The organism is Streptomyces sp. NPDC037301 (assembly GCF_055602785.1).
On the sequence record NZ_JBVJWD010000017.1, the window covers coordinates 1 to 25,213 of the forward strand.

The following is a 25,213-nucleotide window of genomic DNA, read 5'->3' on the forward strand; positions in this document are numbered from 1 at the left end:
GTGTCTGTGGGTGGGGGGGAAACGGTGTTTTTTCGGGTCGGTGTGGGGGAGAGGGGGCCCCCCCGGGCGTGGGTGCACCGGGTGGGTGGTGGCGGGCCGGTCCGGAGGGGTGCACCGGACCGGCCCGCCAGGTGTTGCTGACGTTGCTACGGGTGTTGCTGGGTGGTGCTTGCGTGGCTTCGGGCTGCGTGCCCCGGCTGCGTGCCTCGGTTACGAGAGGGAGGCGATGGTCTCGCGGACCTTCGCGTTGATCTCGGTCGGGATCGGCGCGTAACCGGCGTCGGTGAGGAGCTTCTGGCCCTCGTCACCGGCGGTGTAGTTCAGGAAGGACTTGACCGTGGGCAGGGTCTCGGCCTTGTTGCCCTTGTCGCAGACGACCTCGTACGTCACCAGGACGATCGGGTACGCACCCTCGGCCTTGGTGGTGTAGTCGAGGTCGAGCGCCAGGTCCTTGCCGGTGCCCTTGATCTTGGCGGCGGCGATGGCCTTGGAGGCGTTCTCCGGGGTCGCCTTGACCGGGGCGGAGCCACCGGTGTTGATGTCGACGGTGGAGATCGACTGCGAGGTGGCGTAGCTGAGCTCGAAGTAGCCGATCGCGCCGTCGACCTGCTTCACCTGGGCGGCGACACCGGAGGAGCCGGATGCGGCCTGGCCACCGGGGGCCGGCCACTTCTTCTCGGCCTCGTACTTCCAGTCGCTCGGGGCGGCTGCGCCCAGGTACTTGCCGAGGTTCTGCGTGGTGCCGGAGTCCTCGGAGCGGTGGAAGGGCTGGATGGCCTTGTCCGGGAGCTTCGCGCCGCTGTTGAGCTTGGCGATCGCGGGATCGTTCCACTTCTTGATCTTGCCGTCGAAGATCTTGGCGAGGGTGGGGGCGTCCAGCGTGAGGCTGTCGACGCCTTCCAGGTGGTAGCCGATGGCGATCGGGCCGCCGACCATCGGGAGGTTGATGCCCTGGCCGCCCTTGCAGATCTTCTTCGACGCGGCGACCTCTTCGGGCTTCAGCGCCGAGTCGGAACCGGCGAAGCCGACCGTGCCCTGGTTGAAGGCGACGATGCCTTCACCGGAGGAGGACGACTTGTAGTTGACCTCGACGCCCGAGCAGCCGGCCATGTAGTTCTTGACCCAGAGGTCCATGGCGTTCTTCTGCGCGCTGGAGCCGGAGGCGAGCAGCTGACCCTTGGCGTCGTCGCACTTGATGTTCGACGCGGCGCTCGACTTGCCGCCGTTGCCGCCGGTGGACCCGTCGCTGTTGTTGTCCGAACCGCACGCCGTGAGGGCCAGGGCGCCGGAGACGGCGAGGGCACCGAGCGCGGTGGCACGAAGCCGGTTCTTGCGCTGAAGCTTCACTTTTCGGGTGTTCCTTCCAGGAGCCGCCGAGGTCTTTTTCGTTCTACGACGGCGTGCGATGTGGTGGGTGCTTTGGCGTTGCGCCGCGCACCGTGCACTGCCGAAGTTAGGCAGAACAGGTGAAGCCGTTTACGGGGGAGAGTGAACGGGAGGTGAACCGTGTCGTACGGTGCGGTTCTGGGGCCCCGTCCGGGGCGAGGGTTACGTCCTCGATGCCGGACGGACTCGATCCCCGTCCCGGTCAGGTGCTCGGCAGGCCGGCGAGCAAGGCGTCCAGCACATCCCGGTCGTGCGGCCGGGTGAGGCGGGTACGGGCCGCTGCCGGGGAGAGCCAGCTCACCCGGTCGACCTCTGCGTTCGGTACGAAGGCGCCACCGGTCGCCTCGGCCGCCCAGTAGGCGACCTCTTTGGGACGCCCGTTCACGGCGTACCGGACCGTGGGCAGCGGGGCACCCGGTGCGCAGTGGTGGCCCGTCTCCTCAAGGACCTCGCGCCGGGCGCCGTCCAGTGCGGACTCGCCGCGCTTCAGCTTTCCTTTCGGATGCGACCAGTCGTCGTAACGGGGTCTGTGGACCAGACAGATCTCCAGCTTGCCGGAGCGCTCCGACCGGCGCCACAGCACGCACCCCGCGGCGAGCACAGGCCCGCTCCTCACGGTGCGATCACCGCCGCGGTCGCGTACGGCCAGCTCTCCCGGAACACACTGCGCGCCGCCTCCACCTCGTGCCGCTGATCGGCGTGGAGCACCCCCAGGGCGTACGCGGTCGCGGGCGCGATCCGGGGCGTGCGGGCCGCCGATGCCGCTGCCGCGGCCGCCTCCGACGCATCCCGGTGCAGATCGAGCGCGTGCCCCGGCGCGACCAGGACCGGATCGGGGGCGCCCCGTACCACCTCGTGGGCGTACCGGTGCAGGCGCAGCAGCAGCCGGGTCCGGTGCCAGGGCGCGTCCTGCGCCTCGTTGTACGGCTTGACCGCCTCGTTCGAGGGGAGCGCGGCCACCGCACCGAGCAGCTGCTGTTCGGCCCGGTCGGCGGGCCCGTGCAGCATCTCCTCGGCCGGAGCCGTGGCCGCCGCGGCGAGCGGCACCTCGGAGGCGAGCAGCGCGACGGCGTCGGCCACCGCATGGAAGCGGGAGGAGCCGAGCGCCTGGAGCGCCGCGGAGTGGGCGCGGGTCCGGGCGAGGGTCAGCTGCCGTTCGAGCAGCGCCCCGGCGCGGGCCGCGCCGACGCCGAGGGCGGCGCGCTCCTTGTCACCGGCATCGGAGCCGGGCCCGGTGCGGGCGGTGGGCAGTGAGGTGCCGGACAGGGCGTGGAGAGCTTCGAGGAGCCGGTTCAGCCGGGTCGCGTAGGCGTGCTCCCGGGCCAGGGTGCCCGACAGCCAGGCCAGTTCGGTGCGCAGCTGCTCGGCCCAGGCCGCGTCCAGCGCCGCCCGGAAGGTGTGCAGCGTGCCGCCGATCCGGCGGGACGAGCGGCGCAGGGCACCGGCGGCCGCCTCGGCGGCGTGGGTTCCGGCGCCCGTGGGGGCGCTGTTCTCGCGGTGCAGGCGCAGGCTGCGCAGGAATTCGGCGGCCTGTTCCTGCAGGTAGGGCGCGAGCACCGCCCCTGCCGTAAGGTCCGCCTGCGTCGTCTGGTGGTCATGGCGTCGCACGCCGGCGCCTCCGGGCGTCAATGAGCATTTCCTGTACGTGCCGCAGCGGTTGGCCGTCCGCGTCCGTGGCGTGCCGGGTCCAGTTCCCGTCGGAACCGAGGTGCCAGGAGGAGGTGGTGTCGGCCATGCCGGTCTCCAGGAGCCGGCTGAGTGCGGCGCGGTGGGCGGGATCGGTGACCCGGACCAGTGCTTCGATCCGGCGGTCGAGGTTGCGGTGCATCATGTCGGCGCTGCCGAACCACACTTCGGGTTCGCCGCCGTTGCCGAACGAGAAGATCCGGGAGTGTTCGAGGAAGCGGCCCAGTATCGAGCGGACCCGGATGTTCTCGGACAGGCCGGGGACGCCCGGGCGGATCGCGCAGATGCCGCGTACCCAGATGTCCACCGGTACGCCCGCCATGGCGGCCCGGTAGCAGGCGTCGATGATCGCCTCGTCGACCATCGAGTTGACCTTGATGCGGACGTAGGCGCTGTGCCCGGCCCGCTGGTGCGTGATCTCCTTGTCTATACGGGCGATCAGCCCGTCACGCAGAGACCTCGGGGCGACCAGGAGGCGGCGGTAGGTCTCGCGGCGGGAGTAGCCGGAGAGCCGGTTGAAGAGGTCGGAGAGGTCCGCGCCGACCTGCGGGTCGGCGGTCAGCAGGCCGAGGTCCTCGTACAGCCTGGCGGTCTTGGGGTGGTAGTTGCCGGTGCCCACGTGGGCGTAGCGGCGCAGTGTGTCGCCCTCCTGGCGGACGACGAGCGAGAGCTTGCAGTGGGTCTTGAGGCCGACGAGCCCGTAGACCACATGGCAGCCGGACTCCTCCAGCTTGCGCGCCCACTTGATGTTGGCCTGCTCGTCGAAGCGGGCCTTGATCTCGACGAGTACGAGGACCTGCTTGCCGGACTCGGCGGCGTCGATGAGCGCTTCCACGATCGGCGATTCGCCCGAAGTCCGGTACAGGGTCTGCTTGATGGCCAGGACGTCCGGGTCGCCCGCGGCCTGCTCCAGAAACGCCTGGACGGAGGTGGAGAACGAGTCGTACGGGTGGTGCAGGAGTACGTCGCGTTCGCGCAGGGCGGCGAAGATGTCGGGCGCGGAGGCGGATTCGACCTCGGCGAGATCACGGTGGGTGCCCGCGATGAACTTGGGGAACTTCAGCTCGGGCCGGTCCAGGGACGCTATGCCGAAGAGCCCGGTGAGGTCGAGCGGTCCGGGCAGCGGGTAGACCTCGGCGTCGGACACCTTCAGCTCGCGTACCAGCAGGTCCAGCACGTACGGGTCGATGGACTCCTCGACCTCCAGGCGGACCGGCGGGCCGAAGCGGCGCCGCATGAGCTCCTTCTCCAGGGCCTTGAGGAGGTTCTCGGCGTCGTCCTCCTCGACCTCCAGGTCCTCGTTCCTGGTGACCCGGAACATGTGGTGGGCGAGGACCTCCATGCCCGGGAAGAGCTCTTCGAGGTGGGCGGCGATGACGTCCTCTATGGGCACGTACCGCTGCGGCGACGCCTCCAGGAAGCGGGTCAGCAGCGGCGGCACCTTGACCCGGGCGAAGTGGCGGTGGCCGCTGACCGGGTTGCGTACGACGACGGCGAGGTTGAGCGAGAGACCCGAGATGTACGGGAAGGGGTGCGCCGGGTCGACGGCGAGGGGGGTCAGCACGGGGAAGACGCGCTGCCGGAAGAAGGTGAACAGGCGGGCCTGTTCCTTCTCGGTCAGCTCGGGCCAGCGGATCAGCTGGATGCCCTCCTCGGACAGGGCGGGGGCGACGTCCTGCTGATAGCAGGCGGCGTGCCGGGCCATGAGCTCGCGCGAGCGGGTCCAGATCAGGTCGAGGACCTCGCGGGGCTGGAGTCCGGAGGCGGAGCGGGTGGCGACACCGGTGGCGATACGGCGCTTCAGTCCGGCCACCCGGACCATGAAGAACTCGTCCAGGTTGGAGGCGAAGATGGCGAGGAAGTTGGCGCGTTCGAGGAGGGGTGTCGCCGGGTCCTCGGCCAGTTCGAGCACCCGTTCGTTGAACGCGAGCCAGCTGCGTTCCCGGTCCAGGAAGCGGCCGTGGGGCAGTTCGCTGCCGTCGACGTCGGGTTCGTACGCGTCGACGTCGGCGTCGATGTCGGGATCGAGGTCGGCCCGGGTCGACAGTATGGCGCCGTTGGACGCCGACGAGGCGAGGGCGTGCGGCCGGTGCGCGGCGAGCGAGCCGACCGACGGCTGCACGGTGGGCTGGACCGGGACCTCGGAGCTGGGCTGCTGGCTCATGGCCCTATTCTTCCGCGTCGAGGGCTCCGAGGGCGCGCCGGAGGGCGCGGAGATCACGGGGAACTCACGGGGCCTGTGGTTCGCACGGTCTCCACCGGGATTTCTCCCGTTGTGGGGGGTCGGCACAGCTTGCTGCATCCTGAGAGGGTCGCAAGCCCTTCTGAATGGCTGGTAACGGCGACATGACGTGCAGGAAGCGGTGTGCCGTGGGTGGATCGGTCATATGAGCAGTGTCCGGGCCCTTCAAGGGCCCGGACACGGTGCGTGGAAGCGGTCTCAGCCGTGGTGGCAGCGCAGCACCCGGAAGGAGAGCGCGACGGCGAGCGCGGCCAGGGCGAGCAGGATGCCGGTTTCGACGAGCTGGAGCGGCCAGAAATGCGAGGCGGGGTGGTAGTCGACGTAGCGGAGGGTGATGTCCTTGTCGGCCAGGCACTGCTTGATGTCGGTGGGCCAGCTCAGGCACGCATCGTCGGGCAGCCGTTTGCCGCCGCTGGTCAGCCAGCCCTGTCCGGTATCTGCGGCCCCGTCGGGGAACCGGTAGTCGCTGCTCGGCCGGAACGTATCCGTCAGGGTCGGCCACAGATCGTTGCGCACGGTGTTCAGGGCCACCACCAGCGCGCCGTATCCGATCACGGTCACGACCATCGCGGCGACGGTGCGCCGCAGCACCAGCCCGGCGAGTGCGCCGAGGGCCAGCATGCACAGGGCGTAGCCGACGGGGACGGTGCCGATCGAGCCGTAGACCTCACGGGCGTACCGCTCCGACGGGTGGTGTATCGCGTTCTCCCGTGTCTGCGCCCAGGCGCAGACGGCGGACAGTACGGAGACGGAGGCCAGGGTCACGACGGCGGGCACGGCGAGTTTGGCGGCGAGCCAGCGCGCGGGTGTCACGGACTGGGACCACGCCAGCTTGTACGTGCCGCTCTCCAGCTCACGGGCGATCACCGGGCCCGCCACGAAGATCCCGATGAACGCGGGCAGGACCATCATCAGCAGGCCGGACCAGTTGAGGGCCTCCCTCATCCACAACTGGCGGTCGAGGAAGTCATTCACCGTGTCGCCGCAGCCGGGCGTGGTGTGCACGACCGAGCAGCCCGTCGCGGCGAAGGCGTCCGCGACGTGGTCGGTCCACAGCCAGGCGCCGGCCAGGACGGCGAGGGCCAGGACCGGGAGTGCGGCCGTGATCTGCAGGGCCCGCCGGTGCTGGGTGACGACCACACGGGCCGTTCCGCGCAGAGCGATCGTGCTCATACGGCAGCCACCTCCTTGCCGGCCTCGGCGCTCGGTGTCAGCAGAGCAGGCGCCTGCGGCGACCGCAGATGCGCCAGCAGCAGTTCCTCCAGCGAGGGCTCCGCGGCTTCCCAGACGGTGGCGTCCACGGGACCCTGCCTCCGTACCAGCGCCGTCTGCAGGCGCCCCGCCGTGCGGGACTCGACGACGGTGTGCGGGGCGGTGTCCCGCACCGGACCGGTGAGCAGGGCGTGCGCGGCGAGGAGGTCGTCCGTCTCGCCGCCGAGGCGGACCTGGCCGCCGTCGACGAGCAGGAGGTAGTCGCAGGCGCCCTCCAGCTCGGTGAGGATGTGCGAGGACATCACGATGGTGGTGGAGTGCTCGGCGGCCTCGGCCATCAGTGCGCCCATCAGCTGGTGGCGGGCGAGGGGGTCGAGGTCGGCCATCGGTTCGTCCAGCAGGAGCAGTTCGGGCCGCTTGCCGAGGGCGAGGGCCAGTGCGAGCCGGGTGCGCTGGCCGCCGGAGAGGCTGCGGACGCCGGCGTCGCGCGGGAGCTCCCCGGCGATGCGTTCGGCGGTGTCCTGGTCCCAGGTGGCGGGGTTCAGCTCGGCGCCCGCCCAGAGCGTCGCGGCGACCGTCAACTGCGGGTACAGCGGCTTGTCCTGGGCCACGAAGGCCATCTTGGCCCTTGCCTCCCCGGGCGCCCCGCCCAGCACTCGTACCGTGCCCTCCGCGGGCCGCAGGAAGCCCGCCGCGAGGGCGAGCAGGGTGGACTTGCCCGCACCATTGGGGCCGACGAGGGCGCACACGCGCCCGGTGGGCAGCCGGAACGAACAGTCGCGCAGCGCCCAGCCCCCGCCTCTGCTCCGGTACTTCATGCCGAGGCCGACGGCCTCGATCGCAGCGCCTGTCATCCGGCCTGATCCCCCTTGAAAGTCTTGTCCAGTACGGCGGTGAAGAGCGCGCTCACGTCGTCCTTCTCCAGTCCGGCCGCGCGGGCCCGGCGGGCCCAGTCGGCGAGCTCGGCGCGCAGCGGCGCGTCGTCGGCGGCCGCAGCGCCGCCGAGGGTCCGCGTGACGAAGGTGCCGAGCCCGCGCCGGGCCTCGACGAGGCCCTCGCGCTCCAGCTCCCGGTAGGCCTTGAGCACGGTGTTCGGGTTGATGGCGGTGGCCTCGACGACCTCGCGTGCGGTGGGCAGCCGGTCGCCGGGCTCCAGCAGGCCGAGGCGGAGGGCCTGTTTGGTCTGCTGGACGATCTGGAGGTACGTGGCGACGCCGCTGCGCCGGTCGATGCGGTACTCGACCGCTGCGGACTCTGCCATGTTCACCCCTTTCACTAATTAAGTAGTGGAAGAGTGGCGTAGAGAAGGGGCGACGTCAAGCGACGCCGCCCCCGGGCGAGTTGTGGCTGTTCAGGACTCCGTGCGGTACATCAGGTCCACTTCGTGCGTCGCGAAGCCCATCCGCTCGTAGACGGTCAGGGCCGCCTTGTTGTCCGCGTCGACGTAGAGCATCGCGGTCGGCAGCCCCTCGGCGGCCAGGTGGCGCAGCCCGATGGCGGTGAGCGCCTTGCCGAGCCCGCCGCCCTGCGCGTCGGGCCGGATGCCGACGACGTACACCTCGCCGAGTTGGTCATCGGCGTGCACCTTCGTCCAGTGGAAGCCGATCAGCTCGCCGCCGCGCTCGGCCAGGAAGAAGCCCTTCGGGTCGAACCAGGGCTCCGCCTTGCGGTCGTCCAGGTCGCGCTGGGTCAGTGAACCCTGTTCGGGGTGGTGGGCGAAGGCGGCGCGGTTCACCGCGAGCCAGGCGGCGTCGTCCTCGCCGGGCACGAAGGTGCGGACGGTGACGCCGGGCGGCAGCACCGGCTCCGCGATGTCCAGCGGGCTCAGCGGGCGCCGCAGCTGACGCAGTTCGCGGAAGAGGGAGAGGCCGAGGACCTGCGAGAGATGCCGGGCCGCGGACTTCCCGCCGTGCGCCCACACCCGCAGCCGCTTCCCGGTCACGGCGAGCAGCGCCGCACCCAGCGCCCGCCCGTGCCCCTGCCCGCGGTACGCCGGATGCACGACCAGCTCGGCGGCCGGCGCCTCGACGGGGTCGGTGTCCTCCAGCTGCGCATACCCGACCAGGGTCGGCCCGCTGGTGAGCAGCAGATGCCGCACCCCCTCACGCCGCCCGCCCCGCAGCTGCAGCCGCCCCTGCTCGGACACGGCCTGCCTGCCGTCGGACCGGGCCGCCTCGGCGAGCAGCTCGGACACGGCTCCGGCCTGTTCGGGGGAGAGTACTTCGAGCGTCTGGATCTCGCGTCCGGGGGCGGGGAGAGGTGCGTCAGTCGTCATGTGTACGAGCGTACGGGGGGTGAGGCGTGATGTGGCCCGGGCGGCCCGGTGTGCGTGCTGACGGCCAGGGCCTGGTTGCACCCCCGGCGTGTACTCGGCCATCGGCCGGTCGCGGCTCTCGGCGATATGTACGCCATACCGGTGATGCGCGGAAGTCTGCCCCGATACCGACCGCATGGCAACCGGTTCGTAACCCCGGACACCTGTCGCGCTACGCGCGTTGACTCTAGGCTGCGGCACGCAGTCTCCAGACTCGCCACCACTCTCAGACCTCCCGCTGAACTCACAACGGGACCGATGTCAGCGACACCGCAGAAGAACCGTGCGTCCCGGCGGATGCTCGCCGCCGCGGCCGGGCTCGCCACCGTCGGCGCGCTCGTCGCCGCGATGCCGGCCGGCGCCCAGGAACGCGGCCATGGGCACGGCCACCACAAGCCGGCCCGTACCGTCGACGTACAGCTGCTGTCCTTCAACGACCTGCACGGGAACCTGGAGCCGCCGGCCGGCTCGGCGGGCACGGTCAGCGAGACGCAGGCGCGACAGCTCCGGCGCCGGTGACGGCATCTCCGGGCCGATCACCGACATCGCCAAGGGCATCACGCCCAAGGCCGACGCGCTGGTCACGGGCCACACTCACCAGGCGTACGTGTGCACGGTCCCGGACCCGGCGGGCAACCCGCGCATGGTCACCTCGGCGTCGTCGTTCGGCAAGCTCTACACCGACACGACCCTCACCTACGACCGCCGCACCAAGGACATCGTCCGTACGTCGGTGAAGTCGGCCGGAGCCTCGAACCCGAAGTCGGCGAACCACATCGTCAGCCGGGACCAGCCCAGGGCCACCGACGTGACGGCCCTGATCGCCCGCTGGAACACCCTCGCGGCGCCCATCTCGAACCGGCCGCAGGGCTACATCAGCGCCGACATCAACGGCCGCGGCTCCACGGCCCCCGACAAGCCGCTCGGCAACCTGATCGCGGACGCCCAGCTGGAGGGCCTGGCCCCGGCGGACAAGGGCGGGGCGGTCGTCGCCTTCATGAACCCGGGCGGTATCCGGGCGGACCTGGTGTACAGGTCGACGTACGCGGGTGAGAGGGGCGGTGGGCCGGCGGGCCCACCGCCCTGCTGTGTGTTTCCGTCAGCCTGCGAGTGCCCTCATCGAACCGCGGTGACCCGGGCCAGGACCTGTTCGAGATCCTGGCCCGGGGCCCGCCGGGAATTCCACATCGGGTGCAGGTTGTCGCCGTGCCGGCGCGGTACCACATGGGCGTGGAAGTGGAAGACCTCCTGCGAGGCGGCCTCGCCGGTGGAATGGACGATGTTCACGCCGTCGGGGGCGAGGGCCGTATTCAGCAGAGCGGCGACTCGGTGCACCATGCGGGCGACATGCCCGTGCGTGGCCTCGGAGATCTCCCAGATGTCCCGGGCGTGCTCGCGCGGGACGACCAGGGTGTGGCCCTCAGAAGCCGGTGCGATGTCGAGGAACGCCACGGTGTGATCGTCCTCCAGGACACGGTGGGAGGGCAGCCGGCCGGACACGATCTGGCAGAAGACACAGGTACTCATCCGGCCGATGATCGCACCGGTCCGCCTCCGAAGCCGTACCTTTCCAGCCCGGCCGCCCTGTTCCAGTAGTGACGTGCACCCGTCATAATCCCAGGGCTGACCCCCCATGGCAGACGGAGGCACTCCCGCATGAGCCCGTACACCGCTACCCGCCGCAACTTCCTCACCGGCGCCCTCGCCGCCACCGCCACCGTCCTCGTGGGCGCGGCACCCGCCACCGCCGGGTCCCGTCAAGTCCTCACCACTCAGGACTGGATGGGCGCCGTCCCCGGCGCCACCGCGCTGCAACGACTCACGATCCCCGGCTCGCACGACTCCGGTGCCCGCTACGGCGGCCCCTGGACCGAGTGCCAGAACACCACGATCGCCGAGCAGCTGAACAGCGGGATCCGCTTCCTCGACGTACGGTGCCGGATCACCGGCGGCTCGTTCGCGATCCATCACGGGGCCTCGTACCAGAACCTGATGTTCGGCGATGTGCTGGGCGCCTGCTGGGACTTCCTGGCGGCCCACCCCGCCGAGACCGTGCTGATGCGGGTCAAGCAGGAGTACTCGGAGGAGAGCGACGCGGCGTTCCGGGCGGTCTTCGACGACTACCTCGACAACAGGGGGTGGCGGCCGCTGTTCCGCATCGACCCGGCGCTGCCCTCGCTGGGCGAGGCGCGGGGCAAGGTCGTGCTGCTCGCCGACAACGGCGGGCTGCCCGGTGTCCGCTACGCCGACTCCGCGCTCTTCGACATCCAGGACGACTACATGGCGGAGCCGTTCGCCAAGTACCCCAAGATCGAGGCCCAGTTCCGCAAGGCCGCCCAGCAGCCCGGGAAGCTGTACATGAACTACGTCAGCACCGCCGCCCTGATGCCGCCGCGCTGGAACGCGGACCGCCTCAATCCCCAGGTCCAGTCGTTCCTCGATGGCTCCGACGCGGCCGGCTGGACCGGGCTCGGCATCGTCCCGCTGGACTTCCCCGCCACCCGGTCCGGCCTGGTGGAATCGCTGATCCGGCGCAACCCCGGGGTCTGAGCGCTCCCGGCGGCCCGGGCGGCGGGCCTCACGGCCGTGGCGGTTTTGGCGGTGGCTGCGACGCCCCCGGCAGGCGGATCACCGCCACCGTGCCGTCGCCCTCCGCCGGGCGCAGGGTGACCTCGCCGCCCGACTGCTGGACCGTGCGGGCGACGATCGACAGGCCCAGGCCCGAACCGGGGAGCTGGCGGGCGGACGGGGAACGCCAGAAACGTTCGAAGACGTGGGGGAGTTCCTCGGCGGGGATGCCGGGGCCGTGGTCCCGTACCGTCAGTTCGCCGTCGCGCAGCGCGACCTCGATCGTGCCGCGGGGCGGGCTGAACTTGACCGCGTTGTCCAGGACGTTGACCACCGCCCGCTCCAGCCCGGCCGGCTCGGCCCGTACGTACCAAGGCGTCAGGTCCGCCCTGATCGTCAGCTCGGGACCGCGCAGACGGGCGCGTTCCAGGGCCGTGTCCGCGATGTCGTGCAGAGCGACGACCTGGAGCGGGCCGGGGTTCGCCGCGTCGGGGCGGGCCAGTTCCTGGAGGTCGCCGATGAGCGAGGCCAGCTCGGTCATCTGCGCCTTGACCGACTTCATGAGCGCCCTGCGGTCGTCCGGCGGGATGGCCCGGCCGGTGTCGTCGCTGCGGGCGAGGAGTTCGATGTTGGTACGGAGGGACGTCAGCGGTGTCCGCAGTTCGTGGCCGGCATCCGCGATCAGCTGGGCCTGACGGTCGCGGGAGCTGGCGAGGGAAGTGGTCATCGAATTGAAGGAGCGGGACAGCCGGGCGATCTCGTCCTCGCCCTCGACCGGGATGCGGACGGTGAGGTCCTCGGTGCGGGCGACGTGCTCGACCGCCTCGGTGAGCTCGTCGACGGGGCGCAGGCCGGTGCGGGCGACCCAGAGACCGGCCGCGCCGGCGCCGATCACGCCGATGCCGGAGACGACCAGGAGGACCCAGGCGAGCGTGGAGAGCGGCTTGTCGATCTCGCTCATCGGGCGGGCGATGGAAACGGCGATGTTGCCCGACGTCACCCCGGGGGCGGGGGTGAGTTGCACCAGCGGGTAGGTGTAGACCCGCATCTTCGTCCCGTCCTGGTCCCTGGCCGAGTGCAGGGCGTAGTCCTGCTGCCCTTCGGCCACTGCGATGTCGGCCGGGCTCACGGGGAGCGCCGATTTCTTGCGGGCGATGCACACCGTGCCCTGGGAGTCGACGAGCTGAACGGTGTATCCGGTGAACAGCGGGGGCGGCGGGGTGGTGCCCCGGCAGTAGGAGTACAGGTCTACCAGGTAGCCCCTGTCGACCTTGGAGCTGCGCAGCGAGTTGTCCATCTGCTGGTCCAGCTGCGCCTTCGTCACGACCCAGCAAGCCGCAGCCACCGCAGCCACCGCGACCGCCACCGCCGTCGCCACCAGCAGCGCGAGCCGGGTCCGCAGCGGCAGGGCGCGCAGCCGGTGCAGGGTCTCGGTCATCCGTCACCGCCGCCGGAGCGGAGCGCGTAACCGACCCCTCGCACCGTGTGCACGAGCCGCGGTTCGCCGCCCGCCTCCGTCTTGCGGCGCAGGTACATCACGTACACGTCCAGGGAGTTGGAGCTCGGTTCGAAGTCGAAGCCCCAGACCGCCTTGAGGATCTGCTCGCGGGTCAGCACCTGCCGCGGGTGCGCCAGGAACATCTCCAGCAGGGTGAACTCGGTACGGGTCAGCTCGACCCGGCGCGTGCCCCGGGTGACCTCGCGGGTGGCGAGGTTCATCCGCAGATCGGCGAAGTCCAGCACATCGTCGTCCGGGACGCCGCCGCCCGCCGTGGCCGCGTACGAGCTGCGGCGCAGCAGGGCCCGGATGCGGGCGAAGAGCTCGTCCAGTTCGAACGGCTTCACCAGGTAGTCGTCGGCGCCCGCGTCGAGACCGGTGACCCGGTCGCCGACGGTGTCGCGGGCGGTGAGCATCAGGATGGGTGTGGTGGTGCCTGCGGAGCGAAGCCTGCGGGCCGCCGTCAGTCCGTCCATCCGCGGCATCTGGATGTCGAGGACGATGAGGTCGGGGGCGTACGACTCGGCCCTGGCGAGGGCGTCGAGACCGTCGACGGCGACCTCGGTGCCGTATCCCTCGAACGCGAGACTGCGCTGCAGGGCCTCACGCACGGCGGGCTCGTCGTCGACGATCAGGATGCGTTGGGGATCGTCTTCGGCGGGGCTCATCGCTCGTTGTCCTCTTCTCGTTCCGGGCTGCCGGGGCGGGCCGCGGGGCCTGCCGTGCTCTCAGCCTCGCACGGCTGCGGCACGTCGTCGCGCGGCCCGGCGCTTGCGGCCCGCGGTGGTGCGGACCTCCGGGGCGCGCCGGGGCCCGGAGGTCCGGCGCTCGGCCGGTTCCGTGGCGAGTTCCACGGCGAGTTCCGTCACGAGGGCGAGGGGCAGGGCCAGGTCGGCCGGGCCGGTGGGGGTGTCGGTGGGGTGGAGCATGACTGTCTCCTCAGGAGCTGTTGCCGGCCCGCAGGGTGTCGAGGTCGGCCTTGAGTGTGTTCACCGGGATCGCGAAGCCGAGACCCACGCTGCCCGCGCCGGCGCTGCTGGATCCGTCGGACGAACTCGCCGAATACATCGCGGAGTTGATGCCGATGATCTCGCCGTTCATATTGATGAGCGCGCCACCGGAGTTACCGGGGTTGAGCGAGGCGTCGGTCTGGATGGCCTTGTACGTGGTGGTGGAGTTGCCGGTGTCGCCGTTGAACTGCTGACCGCCGAACTCGAACGGCCACTGCTGGCCGCCGCGCTGCCGGCCCTGGCCCTGGCCGCTGCCGTCCTCCTTGGCGACCGTGACATCGCGGTCGAGGGCGGAGACGATGCCGCTGGTGACGGTGCCGGTGAGGCCCTCCGGCGAGCCGATCGCGACGACCTGGTCGCCGACCGCGACCGCCGAGGAGTCGCCCAGCGTGGCCGTCTTCAGCCCGCTCGCACCCTGGAGCTTGATGAGTGCGAGGTCCTTGTCCGGGTCGGTGCCGACGACCCTCGCGTTGTACGTCTTGCCGGTGCTGAGCGTCACCTTGATCGACGAGGCGCCGGAGATGACGTGGTTGTTGGTGACGACCTCGCCGTCGGACGTGATGACCACCCCGGAGCCGGTGGACTCGCCCGCGGTCGAGGTCGCGTTGATCTCGACGATCATCGGCGAGACGGCCTGGGCGACACCGGCGACGGTGCCCTTGCTGCTCTGCGAGACGGTGGTGCCGGGGACGACGCCGCTGCCCGTGTTGTTCGCATCGTTGCCGGTGAGCCGGCCGATGACGGTGGCGGTGCCGCCGCCGACGACCCCCGCCGCGATCGCGACGGCTACCAGGAGGGCGACCGGCCGCCGGGCCCGGCGCCGGGACGAGGCAGGTTCGGGTGCGGGCTGCGGGAGGTCGGAGCCGTAACCGCCGTCCTCGCCTCCGCCGTGCCCGTCGGCGCCGCCCTGGCCGGGCCACACGGTGGTTCCGGGGCCCGTCGCGATCGGCTGCGCGGGCTGGTAGGGCGGCGGCGGCGGGTAGGACGCGTCACCGTTGCCGTACGAGGGGTACATCGGGTACTCGCCGCTCGGGCGCTGGCTCTCTGTCATGTCCAAGAGCGTGTCCGGCGAAGATGAGAGAAGCCTGAGCACTCGCTGAGAAGCCCGGCAGAACCTCGTATGCCCCATATAAGGGAGTACGGCCCGCCGGGAAGTACGGGGGTACGGCCCGGCAGGGACAAGAGGTACGCAGCTACGGCCCGCCGGGCCTATCGCGCCCCGACCGTGGGCTCCCCGCAGCCGCACGACCGCCGCACCACCAGCGCCGACGGGAACTGCTTCAGCCGCTCCCGCCGCGACCCCGACACCCGCAACGAGTCGTCGAGTACCAGGTCCACGGCCGCCCGTGCCATCGCCGGGCGGTCCGAGAAGACCGTCGTCAGCGGCGGATCCGTCAGACCGGCTTCCTTCACGTCGTCGAAGCCCGCCACCGCGAGATTCCCGGGCACATCGATCCGCAGCTCGCGCGCGGCCCGCAGCACACCGATGGCCTGGTCGTCCGTCGAGCAGAAGATCGCCGGCGGCCTGTCCGGACCCGCGAGCAGCTTCAGCGCCACTTGATAGGCGTCATAACGGTTGTACGGGGCCTGGAAGAGCCGGCCCTCCGTCGAGCGCCCCGACTCGTGCATCGCACGGCGCCAGCCCTCGACATGGTCGGCGACCGGGTCGCCGACCGCCGGGGTCGACTCCATGCCGCCGAGGCACGCCACGTACTCGTTGCCGTGTTCCAGCAGGTGCCGGGTGGCGAGCTGGGCGCCGCCGATGTCGTCCGTGACGACCGCGACGTCATCGATCGCCTCGGGCCGCTCGTGCAGCAGCACGACCCGCGCGTCCCATGCCTCGATCTCGGCCGCCGCCCGCTCGCTGGGGCCCTGGCTGACCAGGATCAGCCCGGAGACCCGCATGCCGAGAAAGGCCCGCAGATAGTGGACCTCGCGCTCGTCGCGGTAGTCGGAGTTGCCGACGAGCACCATTTTTCCGCGCTCGGCGGCAGCCTGTTCGACCGCGTGCGCCATCTCCGCGAAGAACGGCTGCCGGGCGTCCGGCACGATCATCCCTATGAGGTCGGTCCGCCGCGAGGCCATGGCCTGGGCAACCCGGTCGGGCCGGTAGCCCAGCTCCTTGATCGCGGCGAGTACCCGCTCGCGCGTGGCCGGGGCGACCGGCCTGGGTCCGTTGTTGATGACATAGCTGACGACCGCGGTCGACGTACCCGCCAGTCTCGCCACATCGTCCCGCGTCACCTTGGCCACGCGCGGCAGTCTACGCGGATGGACCTACCGGTTGGCAGGCCGGACCGGGGCTTCTTCGACGGTCTCGGCCACGCGCGACTGCTCCGGACGGAGTACGGGTTCGGCGGCCGCCTTCGCCGCGGCCTGCGCCTTGGCCTCCTCGGCGGCACGCTCCACCTTCTCCGGTGCGACGAAGCGGTAGCCGACGTTGCGGACCGTACCGATCAGCGACTCGTGTTCGGGGCCGAACTTGGCGCGCAGTCGCCGCACATGGACGTCGACCGTCCGAGTACCGCCGAAGTAGTCGTAGCCCCAGACCTCTTGGAGCAGCTGGGCGCGGGTGAAGACCCGGCCCGGGTGCTGTGCCAGATATTTGAGCAGTTCGAATTCCTTGAAGGTCAGGTCCAGGACCCGGCCCTTGAGCTTCGCGCTGTACGTCGCCTCGTCGACCGACAGATCGCCGCTGCGGATCTCCATCGGGGAGTCGTCGGAACTGATCTGCTGCCGGCCGGTGGCCAGCCGCAGCCGGGCCTCGACCTCGGCCGGTCCCGCCGTGTCCAGCAGCACGTCGTCGATGCCCCAGTCGGCGGTGACGGCCGCGAGACCGCCCTCCGTCACGACGAGGATCAGCGGACAGCCCGGTCCGGTGGACCGCAGCAGCTGGCACAGCGACCGCACCTGCGGCAGATCGCGGCGGCCGTCGATCAGGATGACGTCGGCACCGGGGGTGTCGACGAGAGCGGGGCCTTCGGCCGGCGCCACCCGCACGCTGTGCAGCAGGAGACCGAGGGCCGGAAGCACCTCCGTCGACGGTTGGAGGGCATTCGTCAGGAGCAGCAGTGAACTCATCGCCGCCCACCTGCCTGGGTCGTCGGTCGGTGATCGTGCACGGTTCGCTCGCCCATTACGTCGGTCCTCCTCGTTCCCTGCGAGAGGGGCACTCCCGGGCCGGGCCCGGGGGAGTATGCGGCACTTCTTCGTACGTTTCGTGCTGGCTTTCGCACTGTTTGCCGTACGACATTCGTCATACGGGTTTTACGGGTGCGGTCCCGCGCCCTGGGACCGCTGAGCTTGTGGAAACGTCGCCGTAACAACGCTTGGAAAGCACAAAAGGACCCGGGGGCTGCTTTGCCCGGATCCTCTTCCCAGCAGAATAGCCCACATGAGTTCAGTGTCCGAGGGGCGATTTCCGAGTTCTTCTGTTCCCTTGATCACGCCGGGTCCACTGCGCACCACATTGCGGACCGATGACGGGGTCCATATCGAGGCGGTGTACGAGCCGTGTACGGCAGATGCCGGGGCTGCTGCGGAAACATCCTTCGACAGTACTGCGATCGTGGTCGCGCACGGTTTCACCGGATCGGTGGACCGGCCCGCGGTGCGGCGTGCCGCCGGGGTGTTCGCCCAGCGTGCGGCCGTGATCACGTTCTCCTTCCGGGGGCACGGCGGGTCCGGCGGGCGGTCGACGGTGGGCGACCGCGAGGTGCTGGATCTTGCGGCTGCGGTGGAGTGGGCGCGGGCGCTCGGGCACCGGCGGATCGTGACCGTCGGGTTTTCGATGGGCGGTTCCGTGGTGCTGCGGCACGGGGCGCTGTATACGGGCCGATCAACGGCCGGCGCGGAAGCCGGTGGCACTGCGGAGCGCGAGGGGCGCATTGAGGCGCGCAACGAGGCGCATGCGGATGCGGTGGTGGCCGTGAGCGCCCCTGCCCGCTGGTACTACCGGGGCACGGCTCCGATGCGCCGCCTGCACTGGGTGGTCACCCGACCCCTCGGCCGGCTGGTCGGCCGCTACGGGTTGCGCACCCGGATCGACCGGAACGACTGGAATCCGGTGCCGCTCCCGCCGGTCGAGGCGGCCGGGCTGATCGCCCCGGCCCCGCTGCTGATCGTGCACGGCGACCAGGACCCGTACTTCCCGCTGGACCACCCCCGGATGCTGGCGGACGCGGCGGGCGACGGCGCCGAGCTGTGGCTGGAGCGCGGCATGGGCCATGCCGAGAACGCCGCCGACGAGAGCTTGCTCACCCGCATCGGAGACTGGGCGGTGGCGCGGTGATTCATGATGGACAGCTGATGCGAGACGAGAGGAACTCCGCCATGCCTGCGGGAACGATCCGCTACTGGGCCGCCGCCAAGGCCGCCGCCGGGACCGCGGAGGAGCCGTACTCAGCCGCGACCCTCGCCGAGGCGCTCGACGCGGTGCGTGAGCGGCACCCCGGTGAACTCACCCGAGTGCTGCAAAGGTGCTCGTTCCTCATCGACGGTGCCCCCGTGGGGACCCGCAGTCATGAGACCGTACGCCTTGCCGAGGGCGGCACGGTCGAGGTGCTCCCGCCGTTCGCAGGAGGGTGAACCGCAGAACATGAGCAGCAACGATCAGCAGCATCCGTACGGACAGGACCCGGGCTACGGGTACGACCCGCTGAACGGCCAGGAGCCGCAGGCTGCGCAGCCGCACGGGGATCAGTCCTACGGCGACCAGCCCTACGGCGCGCAGTCGTACGGGGATCAGTCCTACGGCGACCAGTCCTACGGCGCGCAGTCGTACGGAAATCAGTCGTACGCGGATCAGTCCTACGGCGACCGGTCCCACGGTCAGCAGCCGTACGGGGGCGAGTCCTACGGCGCGCAGTCGTATGGTCAGCAGGCCCCGTACGGAGCCCCGCAACAGGCGCACGGCCCGTACGACCCGAACCAGGCACCCCGGGCGAACCCCGGGCCCGCGTGGCCGGCCGGGCACATGCAGGAGCCCGCCGCGCCTGCTGGGCACGGCCCGCAGGATCCCGGTGTCACCCAGACCTGGGAGGGCCAGACCTGGGACACCCAGTACCAGCCGGCCATCCGGCCCGCCCAGTCCTCCCAGCCCGTGCAGCCCGCCCAGCCGGTGCAGCATCCCGTTCCGGCCGCCGCCGAGACCGGATATCCGCAGCCGCCGCTGGGTGCCTCCGGCTCCTACCCGCTGCCTCCCGAGGCCCCGGTCGCGCCCCTCGCGGCCGAGCCGGTCCGGGCGGCCGCACCCGCCGGCGCGGCTCCGGCCGCCACCGCGTCCGCGCACGATGCCACCGGTTACAGCGCGCCCACCACTCTGGGCAACAGCCGCATCACCAATGCCCAGCGCGCCCGCGCCGAGGGCCGTTCGCCGATCATCGCGCCGGGTATGCAGCCCGCCGGGATCACTGCGGGACTCGGGCTGCTGCTCGCCCTCGGCGCCGCGATCGGGCCGTACGCCCTGGTCGTACCCCTGGTACTGCTCCAGGCCGTGACCGCGGCCGGCTGGTTCCGGCTCAACGGCATGTGGCCGGCCCGGCAGGGCATCGCGCTCGCGTTCGCCGGTGGCTTCGTAGCCGACATCGCACTGCTCGCCGCGGGCCGCGAGAACGGACCGGCCGCCATCCTCGGCACCCTCGGTATCTGGGTGCTGCTCACCGTGGTCCTCCAGCTGCGCAGCCACGCGAGCGCCGACGAGCGGATGCAGGGGCTGATGGCCACCGTCGCGTCGGCCGCCCTCTCCGTCCTGGCCGCAGGACATCTCGCGGCGGTCCCGGACGCGGTGACGGTGGGCGGGGTGGCCGTCGCGGTCGCCGTGCTCGTCCGCGCGCTGCCGCTGCCCGGACCTGCCTCGGTCGTGGCGGCGCTGCTCGCTGCCGCGGGCGCCGGTGCGGTGGCGGGGGCGTTCACCGACTTCGGTACGAAGGGCGCGCTGCTCGGCCTCGCGGCGGGCGGTTGCGCACTGATCGGGCTGCGGGTGGCGAGCTACGACTACCCGTCACGGTTCGTCCACATGACGGCCGGTGTGGCACTGCCGCTCACCGCCGCGGCCCCCGCCGTCTATCTGATCGGCCGCGCGATCTCGTAGCGCGGAACGGTATCGCCCCCGGGAACCGAAGGGGGGTGACCGTTCGTCGATCACCCCGGGCGTCCTGTGCATCCATGGCGGACGCGCGGGCGCCAGGGGGCCGGCCGGATTCAGGGTGGGGGGAAGAACGGGCATGCGTGCACTGCGAATACTGCTGGTGACAGTGGTGGTTCTGGGCGGGATCTTCGTCGCCGTCGACCGGGCGGCGGTGTACTTCGCCGAGTCGGAGGTCGAGGGGCGGGTCCAGGTCACCGGCGCCACGATCGGCTCGACGGACGTCTCCATCAAGGGATTCCCGTTCCTGACACAGGTCGCCGGAGACCAGCTCGACGAGGTCGACGTCAAGATCACCGGCATCGAGACCGACGCCAACGGCCACAGGATCCGGATCAGTCGGATGAACGCCGCGCTGCACGAGGTGAAGCTCGCCGACGGCTACTCCAGCGCCACCGCTGCCCGGGCCACCGGCACGGCCGTCATTTCGTACGAGGACCTGACCAAGGCCGCCGGCGACGGCGTCGTCGTCGAGTACGGCGGCAACGGCAAGGTGAAGGTGACCGGCACGGTCGACATCCTCGGCAGCCCGCTCTCGCGCAGTGTGCTCTCCACCGTCACCCTGGTCGACGGCCACAGGATCAAGGTGCACGCGGACAAGGTGCCGGGCGAGGGCATCCCGGGGCTGGAGGGCCTGGTGCGCGAGAAGACCGACTTCGAGCGGGAGGTCGGCGGTCTGCCCAGCGGTCTGAAGCTGGAGAAGATCCAGCCGACCGCCGACGGCCTGGAGATCTCGGTGACGGGCACGGACGTACGGCTCGCGGGATAAGACCGACCGGCAAATGGGGGCCCAATGACCCTGCGCGCCACATATTGAGACGGCTGCGTCCGATCCGTAGATGGCCGACGGGCGCCGACGGCGAGGGGCGGCGCGGGGGAAGTCGTAATGCCATCCATGTCTCACATCACGGACGATCGTGTCTCATGATGCGACACGGCGGTGACATGCCCGCCCGTACCTCCCTACGATCGGTCCCATGCAGTGCTCTATTGGCGGTCTCCCACAGCGGGGACGGGCGGATCTCACGAAGCGGCGGGCAGTGGACCTGTGCCGCGTCGCCGCCATGCTCTGTCGCACTGTCTGAGCGGGAGCCTTCGGCACCCCGCATTCCCCGGCCCTTCGACCGATGTCAGGGCCCATCCCGATCGCCTGCGCACGTGCGCCGCACCCTGTGCCGCCGTACGTCCGCATCACGCACCGTCTCGCACCATCTCGCCGCAGACTGCCCCGGAGGAGAACAGAATGAGCCGCAGTGACGTCCTGGTAGACGCCGACTGGGTCGAGGCCCACATCGACGACCCGGAGATCGCTCTCGTCGAGGTCGACGAGGACACCTCGGCGTACGAGAAGAACCACATCAAGAACGCGATCCGGATCGACTGGACCAAGGACCTCCAGGACCCGGTCCGCCGTGACTTCATCGACCAGGCCGGCTTCGAGAAGCTGCTGTCCGAGAAGGGCATCGGCAACGACACCACTGTCGTCCTGTACGGCGGCAACAACAACTGGTTCGCCTCCTACGCGTTCTGGTACTTCAAGCTCTACGGTCACCAGGACGTCCGCCTGCTCGACGGCGGCCGCAAGAAGTGGGAGCTCGACTCCCGCGACCTGGTCGACGGCGACCAGATCCCGTCGCGCCCGGCCACCGAGTACAAGGCCCAGCCGCAGGACGAGTCGATCCGCGCCTACCGCGACGACGTCGTGAAGGCGATCGGCAGCCAGAACCTGGTCGACGTGCGTTCGCCCGACGAGTTCAGCGGCAAGCTGCTCGCCCCGGCGCACCTCCCGCAGGAGCAGTCCCAGCGCCCCGGCCACGTGCCGACCGCCCGCAACATCCCGTGGTCGAAGAACGCCAACGACGACGGCACCTTCAAGTCGGACGACGAGCTCAAGGCCCTCTACGAGGACGAGCAGGTCGACCTGGCGAAGGACACCATCGCGTACTGCCGTATCGGCGAGCGCTCCGCGCTCACCTGGTTCGTGCTGCACGAGCTGCTCGGCCAGGAGAACGTCAAGAACTACGACGGTTCGTGGACCGAGTACGGCTCCCTCGTGGGTGTGCCGATCGAGCTCGGCGCCAACAAGTAACTCCGCACGACCCGGACCAGCACGACCCCCGACCCAGAAGGACAGAACACCATGTGTGGAGCAAAGGCCGGCGGCCCCGACGCTTCGACCATCAAGCCCGGTGAGACCACCATCCAGGGCAGCGTGACCCGCGACGGCGAACCCGTCACCGGTTACGTGCGTCTGCTGGACTCGACCGGCGAGTTCACCGCGGAGGTCCCGACCTCGGCGACCGGACAGTTCCGCTTCTACGCGGCCGAGGGCACGTGGACGCTGCGCGCCCTCGTCCCGGGCGGCAGCGCCGACCGCACGGTCGTGGCGCAGACCGGTGGCCTCTTTGAGGTCGCGATCGCCGTCTAGTTCGCACGCGGGAGCCCGCCCGGCCGACCGGCCCGGCGGGCACCCGCGACACCTCACCGGCCGAGGGGCCGTACCCCAGGGGTTGTGAGCTGCTGTCGGTTTGCTGAGCTGAAGTGCGTTGTAGCGAGCAGGAGTGGGTCCTGTCGGTGCTTCGCGGGGTGGGAACGGTAGTTCTGGGGTCGAATGGGTGACCTTGGCGGCTGGTGCTCGTTGGGCTGGGTAGCGGGTGTCCGGTCTCATCGGGGAGGGTGACGTGGTGGGTGGTGTGCGGGAGTTGGCGGCGCCGTTCGTGGTGCCCGGGCCCCGCGGGGTGGCGGTCCGGGACCGTCTGAAGCACCTCACGCCCCAGGACGAGAAGGTTCTGCGTGCGGTCGGTGAGCATCAGGGCGCGCTCGCCTCCCGGGATCTCAGGGTCCGTTGTGCGGATGGTCTGGAGCACAGCGCGGACACCTGGGCGTCGCGTAAGCGGGTCCTGACCGCGCTGTCGTCGTCGCGGATCGCGGGTGCGATCACCAAGGCCACCCATGATCAGTGGGCGCTGGCGCGCCGTTGTCAGGCGGCGCACATCCGGAATCTGGAGGCCGGGATCGGGACGCTGCGGCACCGCCTGTCCCTCCCCATCGGCGCGAGGGGCACCAAGCGGGCAGCCGGTGGCTACCGCTCCAAGGGCGAGTGGTTCCACAAGTCCCGCCGCCTCGCGGCGCTGGAAGCCCGGCACGATGCCGCGGTCCGTGACCGGCAGGCCGGACGCGTCCGGGTCGTGCGGGGCGGCAAACGTCTCCTCAACACCCGTCACCACCTCACCCAGGCCCAGCTCACCGAAAGCCAGTGGCGGGAACGCTGGGAAGCGGAACGCTGGTTCATCGCCGCCGACGGCGAGTCCGGGAAACGGTTCGGGAACGAGACCATCCGCGTCACCCCGGACGGCGAAGTGTCCATCAAGCTGCCCGCCCCGCTCGCCCACCTGGCCAACGCCCCTCATGGCCGGTACACCCTCACCGTCCGTATCGGCTTCGCGCACCGGGGCGTGGAGTGGGCCGACCGCGTCACTGCGAACCGGGCCGTGGCCTACCGCATCCACCTCGACACCGACCGTCGCCGCTGGTACCTCACCGCATCCTGGCAACGCCCCGCCGTGCAGACCATCCCGCTGGAGGCCGCCCGCGCCCGGGGCATGATCGGCGTCGACACCAACGCCGACCACTTCGCCGCCTACCAGCTCGACCCACATGGCAACCCCATTGGCGAGCCCCGGCGGTTCTTCTACGACCTGTCCGGCGCCGCCGATCACCGCGACGCCCAGATCCGCCACGCGCTGACCCGGCTGATCCACTGGGCCAAGCAGGCCGGTGTTGCCGCGATCGGCATCGAAGACCTCGACTTCACCGCCGAGAAAACGCGGGAGAAGCACGGCCGCAGGAAGCGGTTCCGCCAGCTGATCTCAGGTATTCCGACCGGCAGGCTCAAGGCCCGGCTGGTCTCCATGGCCGCCGAACAGGGCCTGAGCATTGTCGCGGTCGACCCCGCCTACACCTCGATGTGGGGTGCCCAGCACTGGCAGAAACCGCTGGCCACCCCGCGCCGCAGAATGTCCCGTCATGATGCCGCCGGTATCGCGATCGGACGACGCGCCCTCGGACACCCGGTCCGGGATGGGGTATCCCCTGCTCGAACGGAGTTGAGAGCTTGGGGAAGGACGGCACCGCCCCCACACGACCGGAGTGATCGTGCGGGGCATCGGACCGCCCAGGCCCCACCAGGCACCCGAGGACGTGACGGAACCCGCCCACCCGCAACGGACCACGCCCCCAGAGACGTGCCGCCGAACGGGACGAGAAAGCGGGAACCCAGCGCATCCAACACCGTTCGGGATGCGCCCAGTACACATCAGTGGGTCCAGGACTCACTCATGCACACTGGCTAGGAACGGTTGGACGCCTTCTGAAGCGGGGTGCGGCCCTTCGCGCCATTCGCGTGTGCGCGTAACGGGCCTACGCTGGATTTATGTACGCCCGACGCCGTCGCGGCTATTTCCTGATGATGGGCGGCTGCATCGTCCTCTTCGTATCGGCCTGGGCATTCGTCCGGCTGTGGTCGATGCCCGCCGCGATAGCGATGTGTCTCGTCGCCATGGTCATCCCGCCCGTCGCCGCCATGATCGCCAACCGCCGGGGCCCGGAGGACCGCTGGTGGGACGATCCGTCCGGCGACCCGAAGTCCGACGAGTGGTGGGACGAACTCGACGGCAAGAAACGGCACTAGGTGTACTAGGGCCTGACGGGGGCGCGGGCGGGTGCGCGTGGCGCGTCAGTAGACGAGGGCCTGGACGCCGTCGGCCATGATCTCGCTGACGAAGACCTGGGCGCCCGCGATCCGTACGCCCTCCAGGACGTCCTGCTCAGTGATGTCGCGACGGGCCGCGCACTGCGTGCACAGGGTGATCTGCCCGCCCGCCTGGATCGACTCGATCAGATCCGGCAGCGGCGCGGCATGCGGCAGTTCGAACTCCGCGGCGCGCCCCGGCAGAGCAAACCATGAGGATTCACCGGTCAGCCAGAGCGAGACCTCCACACCGCTGGCGACGGCGACCGCGGCCACCGTGAACGCCTGCGAGCAGCGCTCGGCTGAGTCGGCACCGGCAGTCACCTTGATCACGAGCTTCTTCGGCATATGCCGAACTGTAATCGTCGGGCGGGCAACCTCATCTCCTCGGTGGCAGTCAGG

Annotated in this window: 27 protein-coding genes and 1 pseudogene; 12 read left to right on the top strand and 16 right to left on the bottom strand. The window is 70.6% G+C overall.

Annotation, left to right across the window (positions count from 1 at the left end):
• Positions 1-210: 210 nt before the first annotated feature.
• From pstS to mshD, 8 genes are all read right to left on the bottom strand, one after another.
• Positions 211-1,347: a phosphate ABC transporter substrate-binding protein PstS gene (gene pstS, locus ACZ7IB_RS25500; protein WP_470916004.1), complete on the bottom strand. Its 1,137-nt coding sequence runs from the start codon at positions 1,345-1,347 to the stop codon at positions 211-213.
• Between the two features lie 241 nt (positions 1,348-1,588).
• On the bottom strand, positions 1,589-1,987 hold the full coding sequence (locus ACZ7IB_RS25505; protein ID WP_470916006.1) for an NUDIX hydrolase: 399 nt from the start codon (positions 1,985-1,987) through the stop codon (positions 1,589-1,591).
• An 11-nt stretch (positions 1,988-1,998) separates the two neighbouring features.
• On the bottom strand, positions 1,999-2,994 hold the full coding sequence (locus tag ACZ7IB_RS25510; RefSeq protein WP_470916008.1) for a CHAD domain-containing protein: 996 nt from the start codon (positions 2,992-2,994) through the stop codon (positions 1,999-2,001).
• Positions 2,981-5,236: an RNA degradosome polyphosphate kinase gene (locus tag ACZ7IB_RS25515; protein WP_470916010.1), complete on the bottom strand. Its 2,256-nt coding sequence runs from the start codon at positions 5,234-5,236 to the stop codon at positions 2,981-2,983. The genes ACZ7IB_RS25510 and ACZ7IB_RS25515 overlap by 14 nt, the downstream gene beginning before the upstream one ends.
• Before the next feature lie 276 nt (positions 5,237-5,512).
• On the bottom strand, positions 5,513-6,487 hold the full coding sequence (locus ACZ7IB_RS25520; protein ID WP_470916013.1) for an ABC transporter permease: 975 nt from the start codon (positions 6,485-6,487) through the stop codon (positions 5,513-5,515).
• Positions 6,484-7,380, bottom strand: a complete 897-nt coding sequence (locus ACZ7IB_RS25525) for an ABC transporter ATP-binding protein (RefSeq protein WP_470916015.1) — start codon at positions 7,378-7,380, stop codon at positions 6,484-6,486. Before ACZ7IB_RS25525 ends, ACZ7IB_RS25520 begins: the two co-directional genes overlap by 4 nt.
• On the bottom strand, positions 7,377-7,787 hold the full coding sequence (locus ACZ7IB_RS25530) for a GntR family transcriptional regulator (protein ID WP_093899758.1): 411 nt from the start codon (positions 7,785-7,787) through the stop codon (positions 7,377-7,379). The genes ACZ7IB_RS25525 and ACZ7IB_RS25530 overlap by 4 nt, the downstream gene beginning before the upstream one ends.
• Before the next feature lie 90 nt (positions 7,788-7,877).
• A complete protein-coding gene (mshD, locus tag ACZ7IB_RS25535; RefSeq protein ID WP_470916017.1) occupies positions 7,878-8,801 on the bottom strand; it encodes a mycothiol synthase in 924 nt (307 codons plus the stop codon).
• A gap of 297 nt (positions 8,802-9,098) precedes the next feature.
• On the opposite strand from mshD, the gene ACZ7IB_RS25540 reads away from it, so the two are divergent.
• A complete protein-coding gene (locus tag ACZ7IB_RS25540) occupies positions 9,099-9,359 on the top strand; it encodes a hypothetical protein (protein ID WP_470916018.1) in 261 nt (86 codons plus the stop codon).
• A pseudogene (locus tag ACZ7IB_RS25545) lies at positions 9,340-9,906 on the top strand (5'-nucleotidase C-terminal domain-containing protein); the annotation flags it as partial. The gene ACZ7IB_RS25540 and the pseudogene ACZ7IB_RS25545, both read left to right, overlap by 20 nt.
• Before the next feature lie 50 nt (positions 9,907-9,956).
• On the opposite strand, the gene ACZ7IB_RS25550 reads toward ACZ7IB_RS25545, so the two are convergent.
• On the bottom strand, positions 9,957-10,367 hold the full coding sequence (locus ACZ7IB_RS25550; RefSeq protein WP_470916020.1) for an HIT family protein: 411 nt from the start codon (positions 10,365-10,367) through the stop codon (positions 9,957-9,959).
• A gap of 129 nt (positions 10,368-10,496) precedes the next feature.
• On the opposite strand from ACZ7IB_RS25550, the gene ACZ7IB_RS25555 reads away from it, so the two are divergent.
• On the top strand, positions 10,497-11,390 hold the full coding sequence (locus ACZ7IB_RS25555) for a phosphatidylinositol-specific phospholipase C (RefSeq protein WP_470916022.1): 894 nt from the start codon (positions 10,497-10,499) through the stop codon (positions 11,388-11,390).
• Between the two features lie 28 nt (positions 11,391-11,418).
• On the opposite strand, the gene ACZ7IB_RS25560 is transcribed toward ACZ7IB_RS25555, so the two are convergent.
• From ACZ7IB_RS25560 to ACZ7IB_RS25585, 6 genes are all read right to left on the bottom strand, one after another.
• The gene (locus ACZ7IB_RS25560) at positions 11,419-12,846 is read right to left on the bottom strand and encodes a sensor histidine kinase (protein ID WP_470916024.1); all 1,428 of its coding nucleotides are present in this window, start codon (positions 12,844-12,846) and stop codon (positions 11,419-11,421) included.
• Entirely contained in the window at positions 12,843-13,574 is a 732-nt protein-coding gene (locus ACZ7IB_RS25565) for a response regulator transcription factor (RefSeq protein WP_470916026.1), read from the bottom strand. The genes ACZ7IB_RS25560 and ACZ7IB_RS25565 overlap by 4 nt, the downstream gene beginning before the upstream one ends.
• Positions 13,575-13,634: 60 nt before the next feature.
• Positions 13,635-13,835, bottom strand: a complete 201-nt coding sequence (locus tag ACZ7IB_RS25570) for a hypothetical protein (protein WP_470916028.1) — start codon at positions 13,833-13,835, stop codon at positions 13,635-13,637.
• 10 nt (positions 13,836-13,845) lie between these two features.
• Positions 13,846-14,967, bottom strand: coding sequence for a S1C family serine protease (locus ACZ7IB_RS25575; RefSeq protein ID WP_470916030.1), 1,122 nt, complete (start codon positions 14,965-14,967; stop codon positions 13,846-13,848).
• Positions 14,968-15,125: 158 nt separating this feature from the next.
• Positions 15,126-16,169 carry a LacI family DNA-binding transcriptional regulator gene (locus tag ACZ7IB_RS25580; protein WP_470916032.1) on the bottom strand — a complete coding sequence of 348 codons (1,044 nt, stop codon included), beginning with the start codon at positions 16,167-16,169 and terminating at the stop codon, positions 15,126-15,128.
• A 24-nt stretch (positions 16,170-16,193) separates the two neighbouring features.
• A complete protein-coding gene (locus ACZ7IB_RS25585; RefSeq protein WP_470916033.1) occupies positions 16,194-16,997 on the bottom strand; it encodes a response regulator transcription factor in 804 nt (267 codons plus the stop codon).
• A 313-nt stretch (positions 16,998-17,310) separates the two neighbouring features.
• Between ACZ7IB_RS25585 and ACZ7IB_RS25590 the strand changes: the two genes are divergently transcribed.
• From ACZ7IB_RS25590 to ACZ7IB_RS25630, 9 genes are all read left to right on the top strand, one after another.
• The gene (locus ACZ7IB_RS25590) at positions 17,311-18,207 is read left to right on the top strand and encodes an alpha/beta hydrolase family protein (RefSeq protein ID WP_470916035.1); all 897 of its coding nucleotides are present in this window, start codon (positions 17,311-17,313) and stop codon (positions 18,205-18,207) included.
• 41 nt (positions 18,208-18,248) lie between these two features.
• Positions 18,249-18,503, top strand: a complete 255-nt coding sequence (locus ACZ7IB_RS25595) for a MoaD/ThiS family protein (protein WP_470916037.1) — start codon at positions 18,249-18,251, stop codon at positions 18,501-18,503.
• A 10-nt stretch (positions 18,504-18,513) separates the two neighbouring features.
• Complete coding sequence (locus tag ACZ7IB_RS25600) at positions 18,514-20,007, top strand: hypothetical protein (protein WP_470916039.1); 1,494 nt, start codon at positions 18,514-18,516, stop codon at positions 20,005-20,007.
• A 133-nt stretch (positions 20,008-20,140) separates the two neighbouring features.
• Positions 20,141-20,830 (top strand): LmeA family phospholipid-binding protein, encoded by a 690-nt coding sequence (locus tag ACZ7IB_RS25605; protein ID WP_470916040.1) that lies wholly within the window; start codon positions 20,141-20,143, stop codon positions 20,828-20,830.
• A gap of 208 nt (positions 20,831-21,038) precedes the next feature.
• Positions 21,039-21,146: a putative leader peptide gene (locus tag ACZ7IB_RS25610; RefSeq protein ID WP_350983699.1), complete on the top strand. Its 108-nt coding sequence runs from the start codon at positions 21,039-21,041 to the stop codon at positions 21,144-21,146.
• A gap of 158 nt (positions 21,147-21,304) precedes the next feature.
• Complete coding sequence (locus tag ACZ7IB_RS25615) at positions 21,305-22,150, top strand: sulfurtransferase (protein WP_470916042.1); 846 nt, start codon at positions 21,305-21,307, stop codon at positions 22,148-22,150.
• 51 nt (positions 22,151-22,201) lie between these two features.
• Positions 22,202-22,489, top strand: a complete 288-nt coding sequence (locus tag ACZ7IB_RS25620; protein ID WP_351200601.1) for a DUF1416 domain-containing protein — start codon at positions 22,202-22,204, stop codon at positions 22,487-22,489.
• Positions 22,490-22,745: 256 nt separating this feature from the next.
• Positions 22,746-24,413, top strand: coding sequence for an IS200/IS605 family accessory protein TnpB-related protein (locus ACZ7IB_RS25625; RefSeq protein ID WP_470916293.1), 1,668 nt, complete (start codon positions 22,746-22,748; stop codon positions 24,411-24,413).
• 80 nt (positions 24,414-24,493) lie between these two features.
• Positions 24,494-24,751, top strand: coding sequence for a DUF3099 domain-containing protein (locus tag ACZ7IB_RS25630; RefSeq protein ID WP_383760227.1), 258 nt, complete (start codon positions 24,494-24,496; stop codon positions 24,749-24,751).
• Between the two features lie 45 nt (positions 24,752-24,796).
• Here ACZ7IB_RS25630 and ACZ7IB_RS25635 read toward each other — a convergent pair whose 3' ends face one another.
• Complete coding sequence (locus ACZ7IB_RS25635) at positions 24,797-25,159, bottom strand: DsrE family protein (protein WP_093540233.1); 363 nt, start codon at positions 25,157-25,159, stop codon at positions 24,797-24,799.
• Between the last annotated feature and the right edge of the window lie 54 nt (positions 25,160-25,213).